The organism is Pedobacter roseus (assembly GCF_014395225.1).
In the GTDB taxonomy this organism is placed as follows: Bacteria; Bacteroidota; Bacteroidia; order Sphingobacteriales; family Sphingobacteriaceae; genus Pedobacter; species Pedobacter roseus.
Window position 1 is genome coordinate 549,747 of record NZ_CP060723.1, and the last position, 12,613, is coordinate 562,359.

Consider the following 12,613-nt stretch of genomic DNA (forward strand, 5'->3'; position numbering starts at 1 on the left):
TTCAGATTTACAAAAATTAGCCAGTTTTTCATTCGATATAAACTACACAAATGAAAGTTCATTAATAACTTTTGTTTTTAAGTAGTTTACTAAAAATCAATAAACAAACTATTTAAAGATGATAAGCACTTTCGAAAATTCAGATCAGACTATCTTCAATACTATATGTCTAAAAACAATATAGATGAAATGACTGCAGATAAATGCGCAGACTTATTAGCAAAAGGGAAAGTGTTGTCGAATAAGATTGGACCTAAACCCGGTTTTAATTTTATACAAATGTTAAGGGATGGAAAGATAGACCTGTTATTAGGTGCACAACAGAAATATCCAAGAGCAAAGTGGGTAATTAAAAGATTTAAGTCCTAATAAACGATCAATCTTTGGTAACGGGTCATCCATGGAGTACATTGGATGTTCCGAGTATTGCTGCTTTTACAAATGCTACCAACATTCGATTGTGCTACAGGTGAATCCACAGGCAGCAGAAAAGGTTTGAAGCCTCGCATGACTTTATATTGATATGGAAGGGTGGTGCTTCTGGAAAAAAAATAAAGCTTCAAACTAAAGTACCTTGGAAAAAAGGAAAATCCTCAACTGACCGACGTCAGAGTCTATTTATTAACAGAAAGGATGTTTGGTCTTAATGGAAAGAAAACAACAGCCAGAGGCCCATATCACCCGCAAACTATCGTTCGGGTAATTGACCTTATCAGCCATTTAAAACAATTTGATTTAGAATTTATTGATATGAACCAAGTTGAGAATTAAAAGTACTTTTTATACTATCGACCTTTATGTCAATTTACTGTATATAGTTCGCAAAAAATCTTCCAAAGTCATTGGACTCCTGCCCAATAGCTTCCTAACATCACTTTTATTGGTATCGAATTCCCCCTTCGCAATTGCCCCGCAAAACCTTGAAATATAGGCTGCATCATCTTCAGAAGCACCTGTCTGTATAAGCCATGCTATATATGAACTTATTTCTGGTTGGATATAAGTTACTGTTTTTCCAGTAATGTCTGATAACAATTCAGCAATCTCTGAAAATGAGAATGCAGTTTCTGCAGCGATGACATATTCTTTGTTCTCATGACCAGAAGTAGTCAGTACAACAGCTGTTGCTTCAGCCATTTCAGCTATTGGCAAGAAAGGAGTTTTGCCATCCCCGGCAGGAATAGAGACACCATTATTTACTATATCTTTTCCAGATAATAACGGAATCATATCCGCATACATAGTGTTGTCCATCAAAGTATATGGGATGTCTATTTGTTTCAGGTAATCAGCTGTAGTTGCGTGATATTGAACATCAGCACCCATTGTACTTTGCTTTAAATTTTTCATGTCAAAGCTCGTATAGATAATATGGCCGATACCCGTTTCCCTAGCTGCATTGATCACATTTTTGTGCTGCTCAAACCTGTAAACTATATCAGATGAAGAAGACACAAGCAACAACTTGTCCACACCCTGGAATGCACTTTTTAAAGAGTCGTAGTTTTGATAGTCTCCAACCCTTATTTTAATACCTTTTGATCTCAATTCTGCTGCCTTAGTTTCATCTCTTACCAATGCTGTAATATCGCTTGGAGTTATCCCCCTTTTTAACAATGAATCTATGGTGGCTTTACCTAGATTCCCTGTTGCACCAGTTACTAAAATCATATATTTTGTTTTAAGTTTAATTACTTTTGTTACGCAAAGGAACAACTATTGATTTTAGAAAGCTAACATTGCTGTTGGTAACAAGACGAAAAGTGGTAACCTAAAAGTAACTAATGGAAAATAAACTATACCATGCTGAATGTGGTGTTAATGCAGCGATAGCGCTGTTTTCAGGGCGATGGAAAGTGATAATTTTACACATGCTTTCCAAAAATACCAGACGTTTTGGTGAGATCCAGGCTAGGATACCTGCTGTTTCAAAAAAGGTGCTAACCGAACAATTGAAAGAACTTGAAGCTGATGGATTAATCAGTAGGAAGGAATATAAAGAGCTTCCGCCCCGGGTTGAGTATGCACTCACTCATTTTGGAAAAAGTCTCTGCCCTTTGTTAGCTGATATAGCAGCTTGGAAAAGAAAAACCATTTTATAAGCTAATCCCACTGAGATACACTTATTCATGACCTTTTCTTTGCAGTATCCCCAAATTCGACTCGGAGGTTAATTAACAATAAGTTAATAATGTGATAACCTGATTTATGGTTTAGTAGAATACGTCTTTAATAATTTTGTGCAAATTATTTCACCTTAAATGTAGCTGGATCTATCAATAACCTAAGTCAAAACAATGCGAAGAATTAATGCTTTTATTGCCATTCTAACTATCGGTTTCTTAATAAATACAGGTAAAACATTTTCACAAATTAAGGATAAACCATACGTTATTTTTATCAGTGCAGATGGCTTCCGTTATGATTATGCTACAAAATTCAATGCGAGTAACTTACTTCGTTTATCTTCTGGAGGTGTAAAGGCAAAGCGTATGGTACCATCCTATCCTTCAGTAACCCGCCCGAACCACTATTCTCTTGTTACAGGATTGTATCCCGGTCATACGGGGATTGCAGGTAATACTTTCTACGACCCTAAAAGTAAGACGACATTCAATAAAGCAGAAGGCAAATGGTTTACCAGTCAATCAATCTGGCAAACTGCAAGTAAAAGTGACGTAATTACAGCGAATATCAATTACCCTGATGCCCGTACCATTACAAAAGGTATGAAAGACGTTTATCAAATACAAAAATCGAAAGAAATAACAATTGATGATCAACTCGATGCAATTCAGGAATGGTTAAAAATGCCAGAGGGGAAAAGGCCGCATTTAATTACCTTATATTTTAATGACGCTGACCATCAGGGACATATTTACGGTCCTGAAGCAGTCGAGGTAGCGGATGCAGCAAAAAAAATTGATGACAACATTGGCCGTATTGATGCTTTAGTAAAGTCAATAGGATTACCGGTTGATATCATTTTTGTATCAGATCATGGTATGATCGACATTGATAAAAGTAATATAATACCAATTCCGACTGCTGTTGATACAATGAAATTTGTAGTCAATAACCAAAATTCTCTTGTAAATATATTCGCTAAAGATCCATCTTTTGTCATGAACACCTATCGGGATTTATTAAGTAAAGAAAAAAACGAGTATAAAGTGTATTTGAATTCCAACCTTCCTCAAAATTGGTTTTATGGCGGTAATGACGATAAACATGGACGTGCGGGAGACATAATTTTAGTTGCACAGTATCCTAAAACTTTTAATAATAAAGCCGGTAAAGGGATGCATGGCTTTGACCCTGAAAAAGTTGCAGAAATGGGTGCTTCTTTTATGGCTTGGGGACCATCATTTAAAAAAGGGATTATAATTGAGCAATTTAAGAATGTGGAAGTATACCACTTGTTATCTACAATGTTAAGGCTTCAAATTAATATGAATGACGCAAAAGGTATGCTATCAAGAGAAATATTAAATTAGTCTTTAGTACTGTCCTCTCCACTAATGTTCAGGTCGTCTAACATTTTAAGATTTTGACCCAGCAACAATGGTGTTAGATATATACTTTGATATTAGATATTTGTTCTTCAATAAGATTAATTGTCTCAAGAAACGAATATTATAATTAGGAAAAAATATAATCTACATTTAGCATCTTTTAATGGTAATATAGAATAGTTTATTGTAAATGGCAATTTCAGCAGAACACAACAGGCAATAAACTTGATATTTCTTGTTAGTTTATTTCAGGAAATTTGAAGGCAAAACAATACTTTTAAGTGGCTTAAAGAACAAAAAATTTTATCACGCCAGAGAAGTACAAATTGCAAAAAATCTTACCTTTAATACCTTTACGTACAATCAAGTCAAAATTTACATCATGAACATAAAGTATGCGCATACCAACATTATAACAAAGGATTGGAAGGAACTTGCACGTTTCTATGAAATCGTGTTTAATTGTATAGCGGTTCCACCTATACGAAACTATCAAGGGGAATGGCTTGAAAAAGGCACCGGTGTCTTTAATGCTAATTTACAAGGAGTACAGTTACGGCTACCTGGCTATGGGGATAATGGACCGACATTAGAGATCTATCAGTATTCAGAAATGATTAATGCTGAAAGACACTTAGCTAATCAAAAAGGATTTGGACATATCGCATTTAATGTAGAGGATATTGCGGGGGTTTTAGCAATAGCATTAAAGAATGGAGCATCGAAAATTGGAGAGCTAAGCGAACATCATTTTGATAATATCGGTGTATTTAGGTTTATTTACATCTCAGACCCGGACGGGAATATAATAGAACTCCTAAACTGGAGTTGATATTAATTTCGCAAACTTAGAAATTTGAAATCGAACGCTTTTTGGTTAGAAATCTTCAGCCATCTTGCGGCCTAAATATTATAATTATTGGAGAGATTTCGAGCTAAAATTTCAATAGAATGCTTTAAGACTAGGCATTTTATTTTAAAACCTGCTATTCTTTAATTCCTGAAATGCCTCGTTGCTTAGAAATTGGTAAAGTCAGAAGTAGCTACCTGAAGAATATTGAACGAAAGACATTTTGCTAATTTAATTTTCCTTTACTTAAAGCTGAAGACACCCAATGAGCTAAGTAATTTCCTTGGTGGAATATCAATATTCCACCATTTAATGGTAGGAGTTTACCATAATCATTCATGGCAAATTACTTTGACAAAATAGATTTAAGAAAGATTTGAGCGAGTCCTTAGATGAACCCTTTTCATATTTATTATCCATGATAAAACGTTTAAAAAAATAAATGCAAACCTATAGATCCAACTAAATCAGTCACCGTTCAACAATGTTACATTTCGTGATAGTTGATGTTTCATTTCTAATTTACAGAACACTGTAAATTTTGAAAGAAAAGATGACTGAATTATATATATATAGTCTCATAAAAAGAACATTAACCTGGTGCCGGTTGCCAGCTGCTCCCGATCAGATCCGCAAGGATATGGGTTAAGAAGTTAAGTCCGTAGCGAATTAAAAATCTCAAAAAACGATGATATTTACAATAATATGCTAGAAAACATCTCTCATCTTATTTGCAGTAGTAAGCTTCGAAGTGCCCTTTAAAATCAATATTCTGTTCCGGCCATTTCACATTAACTTGTCCGCTCACCTTATCCCCTGTGATGGAACTGATGGTGATAATGGTTTGTTCTGAAGAGAATAATGAACCATTCTGACCGCTTGGATCGCCCGGATCATTAACTAGGATATAGGTATCATTGCCCGAAAAAGTGCCTGTCTTTTTGGGCACCGTCAGGCGTATCGAAAAATCACTCAATGGTGAACTACAGGTTTTGGATCCATCTCCTGCAATGTATATACTGAACAAGTCTTCGGGGCGGTAGTTATTCATGCCAAATTTTGTATAGCGCTCCAGTATAACTTTTGACGTAAAAGACGATCCGTATATCTTACCTGTAACTACCGGCGGCACATCTATTTCAGGGCGGGGTTGATCTTCATTTTTCTTGCAGCAAGTGAATATACTGATCAGTAAGATTATACTAAAGAATCGTTTTAGGAGCTGATAAAAAGTCATTGTAATTGGTGTTGGGTAAAAGTATAGGGAATTGATAGGATTAATTAGTGCATTATTGAAAGACCAGAATGTGCTATGATTTCATCCTGACCGAGCCCAGACAAACTTCACCTTCTTCGATTCCGGTAACCCATATATTTAAAAATTCAATCCGGTCTTTAGTCAGCGTTTCTAGATATATCGATTCGCACATGGGGGCCACCGAACCGTAGGTTCCGCTGTTAGGGTATTTTGCAGCCAGTTCTGCATCACGAAGTTGGATCCAGAGCCGCTGTGCATTCCTGAATTTTTTAATGAAAGTAGTTTCCCTGGAATAGCTTTTTAGGATCTTTTGGTATACGGCATTTAGTTCCATATCTGCCTTTTTAAAGTCCGAATAGGCCTTGATATTCATGGCGGTTTGCGACTGTGCAAAATTCGGAGCGATAAAGAGCATAGTCATGACGACAAAAGCAAATAGGAAAATCTGGGATTGGTACAGCTTTTTCATGGGTTTGATTATGGATATTTGCAATCTAAACCATTGAAAGATTCTTTTGTTTGAACAACTTGTTCACTGTGCTTGGACACATCAATACATTTGACCCGTTCTCGCCAATTTACAAATATAAAGCCAATCAAAAACTTACAACAAATCTATTGCTGGTGAGGCGGGGGGCAATTTATCTAGGTTTATCCATTACGTGGACAAACCAGTCAAGTTGACCCTATTTCGCTAAATCTACAACTGCACGATATTTAATTATTTAATTTAATTTAGTTTCCGGCGCAATGGGGTCAAAAGGCTCCGGTATATCCAATTAAGGTTCCTTTCTTCCCAGCTTATCACTGATTTCTATCACATAAAGATTCAAGGCCATTTTGTTCTTTGGTTTATATGCCGGATCATCCGATGTGGCTTTTTCAAGGAATTGCTCTTTGTTATAGGCTGCTATGGTGTTGCTTAGTGAATCTTTGATCTCCAGTTTAAAATTGCCGGGAAAATAAATGCTGTCGCCCGTAGATATGGGCAGAATATGTTCAGCTGTGTGATAAGTTCCACTCCGGACATTTAGGGTATCGCTGATGTTTTTTAGCTCTTTTCCATCTTTGAACCTATAGGAAATGATAGCAAGATGGCTATTGCGGGTGAGGTTCTTTATTGAAATCCACTTACTACGCGCAGCCTCTTCAGCGGCCCTTTCCCTTGGATCGGTTGAGGTGTAAAAGAGAATGGCTGCAATTGCGACTAAAAGTCCAAAAGCCCCTAGTACAAGTCCAATCGAGTAGAAAATTTTTACCTTCAATGATTTGTTCCTTAGGAAAAAGAAATTAAAAAAGAAAAGTATAATTACGGTAATGATCAGAAATGCAATTGTCATTGTATCGGGTTTTATCTGTTAAATTCAATTAAACTGTCTTTGGGCAGGTCATATTCATAAAGCTTGTCAGTATCGGTATCGTAATAAAGCCATTGTATGGTATTGATGTGGTGCTCGGATATACCGGAAATCCCGATGAGTACATATTCTTTGGCTTCCCTGGTCTGGTTTTCAATGGAGTAATTGATCTCCTTACCATTTTTAATCATTGACTGCAGCAGCTGGTTTGCTGAACCTGCCACATAGTATTCCACCACCAGATAAAGTTTATCCAGAAAGGATTTAGCGTAGTTCTCCTGCTTTCCCCAGTGGTACTTCAGGGGTTTACGATAGGTTTTTCTGAACCTGGAAACTTTTCCGTCAGCTATTTTTTTGACCGAAACGATTTTTTGGGCCTGTTCTGCGCGCTCGCTATCGCCGGCAATATAAATGGTATCGGTTTTCCATACCACTTCAATCAGATCGCCCCTTAACAGCCTTCTTTCATCGCTGCTGTCATTTATAAAAGATACAAGCTCATTCTTCCTGCGTGCGCTGAGCAGCGGATAGTCACCATCATCATTATAAGCCAGAAATTCTGCGATGGTTCTGTTCCCTGTTTGCCTGCCAGCTGCTTTTTTAGGTTCAACTTTTTTTTCTGCTCTACCCTCAACAGTGGGCTTAAGCTTTTCTTCCTTACCTGAATGGCAGGCGGCAAGGCGGAGTACAAATAAAATAATAGAGAGGTTTTTCATTACCGGGTAGCTGATCTTTTTTGGCCTGAGCGGTAAATATAAGTGTTGAAAGCGGAAAACCCGAGCGAAACGCGGCAGAAATATGCCGCTTTAAAATGTAGACAAGGGAATTTTATTTTTATAAAACAGTAGCCCGGATAATGCCTCCAGTGCGTGAGTCGGGAAAAAGCAAGACAGCCTGATACTGGCCTGGAATAGCTTTTAAGCATGATCAAAAAATAAATCGTTGGGTATTGTCATGGGTATTGTCAAAGAAAAACCTGCGGAAGCTAAATCTTTGTCCACCCGCTCTGATGGGCATAGCCGGCGGAGCCGGGGGCAGAGGTCTTTGACGTATGGGAACGAAACATTATCCTGCGAAAGCAGGAAATTTTGCGAAGCTTTGAGATGAGCTCAAAGGCGAAAGCGCATTGGCAGGTCCATGGGACCCGTTTTGTATAAAATGACGTTGGTAGTTCCGAAAAATGAATATCCTCTGAGGCGAATCCTTTTAGGGGAACCGGGCAGGCGCTTTTGCGCTGTGCCCTTTTTTTTTGGCTTTTTTTTAGCCTGGTTTCGCTTTTTCGGGGTCTGCATGATTTTTTCTAATAATAACACACCAGGAATTTCTCCCGAAAATAAAACAGCATATGGAAGAGAACAGAATTGACCTTAAATCCCTAAAGGAAGGGACCGACCTTGTCCTGCTCCTGTCGAAGCTTGGCTTTGAACCCATCAAACGTTCGGGCGGAGAACTTTTTTATCTCTCCATGCTCAGGGACAACGATACCTCGCCATCTTTCTGCGTTAATGAAAAGCTGGGCATCTGGTATGATCACGGGCTGGCAAAGGGAGGGACCGTGGTCGATTTCGCGCTCGCCTATTGGCCCGGGCTTGACTTCCGCCAGGCAATGGAAAAACTCATTTCCCACGCCGGGGGAAGCGGGCTGGGGCCCTTAGCGGCAAGGCCCCGGCAGGCCGAGCTGCCCATGCGCCACCCTTCTTACCTTATCCGGGAGACAAGGCCGATAGGCACTAAGGCTGCAATCAGCGATTTTCTCTCCGGCAGGGGAATCCTCAAGGTCGCCCCTCCCTATCTCAGGGAAGTATATTACAGCGTCAAAAAAGAAGGGGAAAAACGCATGGAGCTTTTTGCCGCAGGATGGCAGAACGGGCTGGGGGGATGGGAGGTGAGAAGTAAAAACTTTAAAGGCTGTCTGGGCAAAAAATCAATGAGCTTTATTAGCGGCAGCGGCAGCTCTCTGGCCGTATTTGAGGGCATGATGGATTTTTTGAGCTGGAAGCTCGATTATCCGCAGGCTACTTCTAGTGCACTTATTTTGAACTCGGTTGCTTTTTTAAAGCCGGCAATACTTATGGCAGGGGACTACCACAGCGTGGAGCTGTATTTTGACCATGACCTTTCGGGACGAAAGGCAAGCGGAGAATTTCTGAAAAGCCATTCAGGTGCGGTCGACCGCTCAGAAATATACCGGGGCTACAACGACTACAACGAAATGACCCAGCACTCGATTAGCCCCGGAAAGCAGTCCATCACCCAAAAAGAAAATCTCCCTTTTAAAAGCAAAACCAGATAGGCTGACCAGCCTAAAAAAACAGATTTCAAATCCCGTTAAGCGTTAAATGTTTTAGTTATGGCAAAAAGAAAAGAAGGAGGGCACCGGGCAAACCTGGTCAGGTGTTATCTGAATGATAACGAGTACCGCAGGTTCCTCGCCTTTGCCCAGGCGCTCAACATGAACTTATCGGATCTGATCCGAAGGGAGATCATCTACAGCGGGCTCATTGAATCAGACCCCGGAAAGTTGCTGGTCCTTTTTGGAACTATCGGCTCGGAGCTTGGCGCCATCCGTAAGCTGCTGGGCGAAATCAGGGGAGGCCCGGGCCCGCCACCAGCGCCCGACGAATCGTCCCTGCAGCGCCTTGAAAATTCCATAAATGCCTTCCAAGCCTCACAAGATTCCCTTTTAGGGCAGATCAGGTCGATCATGCAGCGGCTGGATATAAAGTCAAAACCGGTATGAGCGCAATGATTGTGAGGCTTTTCACCACCTCAAAGGGATTTCCGGCCATCCGCTACAACATGGAAAAGGTATCGAGGGGAGAGGCTGAGCTGCTCTGCCGAAAAAACCTTGAAATCTTTGATGGCTTCGAGCGGTTAAAGACAGCTGACCTGGAACATTATTTTGGCGCGGTAGCCTCGCTGAATTCCAGAAGCCGCTTTGACCAGTTCCATGCGGTGCTTTCTGTGCGCGGAGATAGCATGGGCCAGGCCCGCTTTGCAGAGATATCCCATTCCTGGATGGAGAAGATGGGATATGCCAGCCAGCCTTACCTGGTTTTTTTTCACAGTGATACCCATAACGCGCACGTGCATATCCTCTCTACCGATGTTCGGCTTGACGGCTCAAAGATTCCCGATGGGTTTGACCGCGTGCGGGCGATCGGGCACCTCAACCGGATTTGCGGGATAGATGAGCAGGAAAGTTTTAAAAAAGACCTTTCACGCCTGCTTTCCTACCGTTGCAGCTCTACCTCTCAGCTAAAGGCTTTGTTGGGGAATTCCGGATACCATTTTTTTTCCTACCAGGGCAATTTTCTGATCCGCCGTTACGGAAAAACGCTCATGCGCATCAATGCTGCCGGACTGCAGGCCCGCCTGAGCCAGTCTTTCAGGGATGTGCAGGGCAGCGCTGGGGTCAGGAAGATTATTTTAGCAGCGATGGATACCCATAGTGCAATGCCGGAGCCCATCTATCAGCAGGCAAGCGGAAAACAGTGGCGCAGGATCTCGGGATACCGCTCAGAGCTTGCAGATTTTCTGATGCGGAGTGAGGGACTGGAAATCTGTTACCATTTTTCAAGGGCCGGAGTTACCGGCCTGAGCCTGATCGATCACCGGGACTGCCGGCTTTTCGATGCCGAGGAAATTATGCCCTTATCGCTGTTTCTGGCATCCGGCCAGCCCTCATATCAGCATTCCCGTCCGCGCTTTTTGGGGAGGTAGGCCCAGTGCCAGAAAAACTTCGGGCCGCAAAGGATACTTGAACACTAACATTTTTTTTATGGTTATCGGCATTGGAAACGCTAAGGCCGGCACAGGTAAAAGTGCCCTGGCGCTGCTGCTTGCCAGCTACCTGGCAAAAAAGCAAAAAATGAGTGTCTATCTTTCCGGCAGGGAAGACCGCTGGACACTTGGATGGCTCGGGGAACGCTCGTCACTTTTAGAGCACACCCTCCCTTTTGAATACCTGCCCTGTGAGATAGGGTTGCTTGGCGCACTAAGAGAAAAGCTGCGCGCGGGCAATAACAGCTATATGCTTATCGAACTGCCTTCTGATCTGCAGTATCCTGAACTCATCGAGGCCATTTCGGGACTGGAGCTGCTTATCTGTCCGTTCTGTTATGATGGTCCCACACTCAATGCCAGTATCTATTTTGCCAGCCTGGCCCTGCGGATCAGGCCTTCGCTGCCCCTGCTGTTTGTTCCCAACCGCATCATTCAGGGGGCCAGCTATCCTTTAAAGGAACAGGCCGATAAGGTACTGCGGCAGATCGGCTCATTATCCACACCGATCCCCTCTCTTATCGGTTTCCAGCGGATCAGCTCGCTGCTGCTTCCTGCGGGACTTGTGGAAAGCTGCAGCGCAACCCTGGATCTTATCCATTCTCAATACCTGAGTAAATTAAAAAATGGTAAACCCTAAACTTATTCCATATGATCAACCCAACCCAATTTTTCTATGGCATTTCTGCCCTTTACTTTTTCTATTATCTTTTTAACCTGATTTTTGACCTGTTGGTATCCGGCTCTCCTGCGGCACGAGCAGATGCTGTGCTGATCGATATCCCCTCGTTCGCGGAACCTATTGATGCCTCGGCGATAGATCCCGGCGGGGCAGAACCCGAGCCCGATGAGACTGAGCGTTACCTTGGCTCGGGACCCATCAGCACAAGCGGAGGGGTTACCATTCAGGAGATTATCGGCCTTGCAGAAGGAGATGCCATTTTACTGACCAACCAGATTTCCTCATGAAGCCTACCAGAAATGCAAAGGGGATAAACAGGGCTACTGCGCTGCTGTTGTCGGGGCTCTTCCCGCTGCATTGCATCGCCCAAAGCCCGCCCGGGATCGGGGAATTTTATCAGGCAGGCAGGGAGATACAGGGTTACTACTACAGCTTTTCCGACCTGAGTATGGTCCTGGGTGCCATCATGGGGCTGCTCGGTGGACTCAGGGTCTACCTCAACTGGCAGACTTCCAGGCACCATATCGATGCGCAGGTCATGGGCTGGTTTTTTGCCAGTCTTTTTCTTTTGCTCACCGGGGTTTTCCTGCGTGGGCTCTTTGGCCTCTAGGGGCTTATTTTTTAACATAAACCATTCTATCATGAAAAATAAACTAAAACAGGTTTTCCTTCTGGCGGCCATGCTGCCGCTTTCCCTGTCCCTACATGCTCAAGGGGGCGGAACTACCGGGATCAATGCAGCCACCTCTTCACTGGCCAGCTATGTCGACCCGGTCAGTAACCTGATTCTGGGGATCGGGGCAGTCGTGGGGCTGATCGGCGGGGTAATGGTGTATATCAAGTGGAATTCAGGGGATCGGGACATCAGTAAAGAGGTGATGAGCTGGGGCGGCTCCTGCATTTTTCTGGTACTGGTATCGGTGGTGATCAAGGCTTTTTTTGGGGTATGAATGCCCCTCGCCGTTACCAGCTCTACAAAGGGCTCCAGAAACCCCTGAGCTATAAAGGGCTCCAGGGCAGGTTCATCGGCTGGGGCGCTTCGGCCCTGGTAGGCGGGCTGGTCAGTGGCGGGCTGATTGGGGCAATGCTCAACATGTACCTTGGCGTTCTATTCAGTTTGGTAGTGATCTGCTCGATGTTCATGCTCATCCTCTCCCGCCAGCGAAA

At 42.4% G+C, this 12,613-nt stretch carries 17 protein-coding genes; 11 read left to right on the top strand and 6 right to left on the bottom strand.

Annotated elements, in window-relative coordinates; all coding sequences use genetic code 11:
- Window positions 1-165: 165 nt before the first annotated feature.
- Window positions 166-369: a hypothetical protein gene (locus H9L23_RS02375; protein WP_187593493.1), complete on the top strand. Its 204-nt coding sequence runs from the start codon at window positions 166-168 to the stop codon at window positions 367-369.
- 426 nt (window positions 370-795) lie between these two features.
- Here the strand turns inward: H9L23_RS02375 and H9L23_RS02380 are convergent, their stop codons facing one another.
- Complete coding sequence (locus H9L23_RS02380) at window positions 796-1,671, bottom strand: SDR family oxidoreductase (protein ID WP_187593494.1); 876 nt, start codon at window positions 1,669-1,671, stop codon at window positions 796-798.
- A 113-nt stretch (window positions 1,672-1,784) separates the two neighbouring features.
- On the opposite strand from H9L23_RS02380, the gene H9L23_RS02385 reads away from it, so the two are divergent.
- The 3 genes from H9L23_RS02385 (at window position 1,785) to H9L23_RS02395 (ending at window position 4,347) form a co-directional block, all read left to right on the top strand.
- Entirely contained in the window at window positions 1,785-2,102 is a 318-nt protein-coding gene (locus tag H9L23_RS02385; RefSeq protein ID WP_187593495.1) for a winged helix-turn-helix transcriptional regulator, read from the top strand.
- A gap of 195 nt (window positions 2,103-2,297) precedes the next feature.
- Window positions 2,298-3,497: an alkaline phosphatase family protein gene (locus tag H9L23_RS02390; RefSeq protein ID WP_187593496.1), complete on the top strand. Its 1,200-nt coding sequence runs from the start codon at window positions 2,298-2,300 to the stop codon at window positions 3,495-3,497.
- A 253-nt stretch (window positions 3,498-3,750) separates the two neighbouring features.
- Entirely contained in the window at window positions 3,751-4,347 is a 597-nt protein-coding gene (locus H9L23_RS02395; RefSeq protein ID WP_187593497.1) for a VOC family protein, read from the top strand.
- A gap of 745 nt (window positions 4,348-5,092) precedes the next feature.
- On the opposite strand, the gene H9L23_RS02400 is transcribed toward H9L23_RS02395, so the two are convergent.
- The 4 genes from H9L23_RS02400 to H9L23_RS02415 form a co-directional block, all read right to left on the bottom strand.
- A complete protein-coding gene (locus H9L23_RS02400; protein ID WP_187593498.1) occupies window positions 5,093-5,416 on the bottom strand; it encodes a hypothetical protein in 324 nt (107 codons plus the stop codon).
- A gap of 259 nt (window positions 5,417-5,675) precedes the next feature.
- A complete protein-coding gene (locus tag H9L23_RS02405; RefSeq protein WP_223191030.1) occupies window positions 5,676-6,092 on the bottom strand; it encodes a lysozyme inhibitor LprI family protein in 417 nt (138 codons plus the stop codon).
- 310 nt (window positions 6,093-6,402) lie between these two features.
- On the bottom strand, window positions 6,403-6,963 hold the full coding sequence (locus tag H9L23_RS02410; RefSeq protein WP_187593499.1) for a hypothetical protein: 561 nt from the start codon (window positions 6,961-6,963) through the stop codon (window positions 6,403-6,405).
- A gap of 11 nt (window positions 6,964-6,974) precedes the next feature.
- Window positions 6,975-7,697 carry a hypothetical protein gene (locus H9L23_RS02415; RefSeq protein ID WP_187593500.1) on the bottom strand — a complete coding sequence of 241 codons (723 nt, stop codon included), beginning with the start codon at window positions 7,695-7,697 and terminating at the stop codon, window positions 6,975-6,977.
- Window positions 7,698-8,326: 629 nt separating this feature from the next.
- Between H9L23_RS02415 and H9L23_RS02420 the strand changes: the two genes are divergently transcribed.
- The 7 genes from H9L23_RS02420 to H9L23_RS02450 are packed head-to-tail and all read left to right on the top strand — an operon-like array spanning window position 8,327 to window position 12,396.
- On the top strand, window positions 8,327-9,274 hold the full coding sequence (locus H9L23_RS02420) for a toprim domain-containing protein (RefSeq protein ID WP_187593501.1): 948 nt from the start codon (window positions 8,327-8,329) through the stop codon (window positions 9,272-9,274).
- 57 nt (window positions 9,275-9,331) lie between these two features.
- Entirely contained in the window at window positions 9,332-9,721 is a 390-nt protein-coding gene (locus H9L23_RS02425) for a hypothetical protein (protein WP_187593502.1), read from the top strand.
- Window positions 9,718-10,704: a relaxase/mobilization nuclease domain-containing protein gene (locus H9L23_RS02430; RefSeq protein ID WP_187593503.1), complete on the top strand. Its 987-nt coding sequence runs from the start codon at window positions 9,718-9,720 to the stop codon at window positions 10,702-10,704. Before H9L23_RS02425 ends, H9L23_RS02430 begins: the two co-directional genes overlap by 4 nt.
- Before the next feature lie 58 nt (window positions 10,705-10,762).
- Window positions 10,763-11,404 carry a hypothetical protein gene (locus H9L23_RS02435; protein ID WP_187593504.1) on the top strand — a complete coding sequence of 214 codons (642 nt, stop codon included), beginning with the start codon at window positions 10,763-10,765 and terminating at the stop codon, window positions 11,402-11,404.
- An 11-nt stretch (window positions 11,405-11,415) separates the two neighbouring features.
- Window positions 11,416-11,733 carry a hypothetical protein gene (locus H9L23_RS02440; protein ID WP_187593505.1) on the top strand — a complete coding sequence of 106 codons (318 nt, stop codon included), beginning with the start codon at window positions 11,416-11,418 and terminating at the stop codon, window positions 11,731-11,733.
- Window positions 11,730-12,056: a DUF4134 family protein gene (locus H9L23_RS02445; RefSeq protein ID WP_187593506.1), complete on the top strand. Its 327-nt coding sequence runs from the start codon at window positions 11,730-11,732 to the stop codon at window positions 12,054-12,056. The genes H9L23_RS02440 and H9L23_RS02445 overlap by 4 nt, the downstream gene beginning before the upstream one ends.
- Window positions 12,057-12,087: 31 nt before the next feature.
- Window positions 12,088-12,396: a DUF4134 domain-containing protein gene (locus H9L23_RS02450; RefSeq protein ID WP_187593507.1), complete on the top strand. Its 309-nt coding sequence runs from the start codon at window positions 12,088-12,090 to the stop codon at window positions 12,394-12,396.
- Between the two features lie 49 nt (window positions 12,397-12,445).
- Here H9L23_RS02450 and H9L23_RS02455 read toward each other — a convergent pair whose 3' ends face one another.
- Window positions 12,446-12,595, bottom strand: a complete 150-nt coding sequence (locus H9L23_RS02455; protein ID WP_187593508.1) for a hypothetical protein — start codon at window positions 12,593-12,595, stop codon at window positions 12,446-12,448.
- Between the last annotated feature and the right edge of the window lie 18 nt (window positions 12,596-12,613).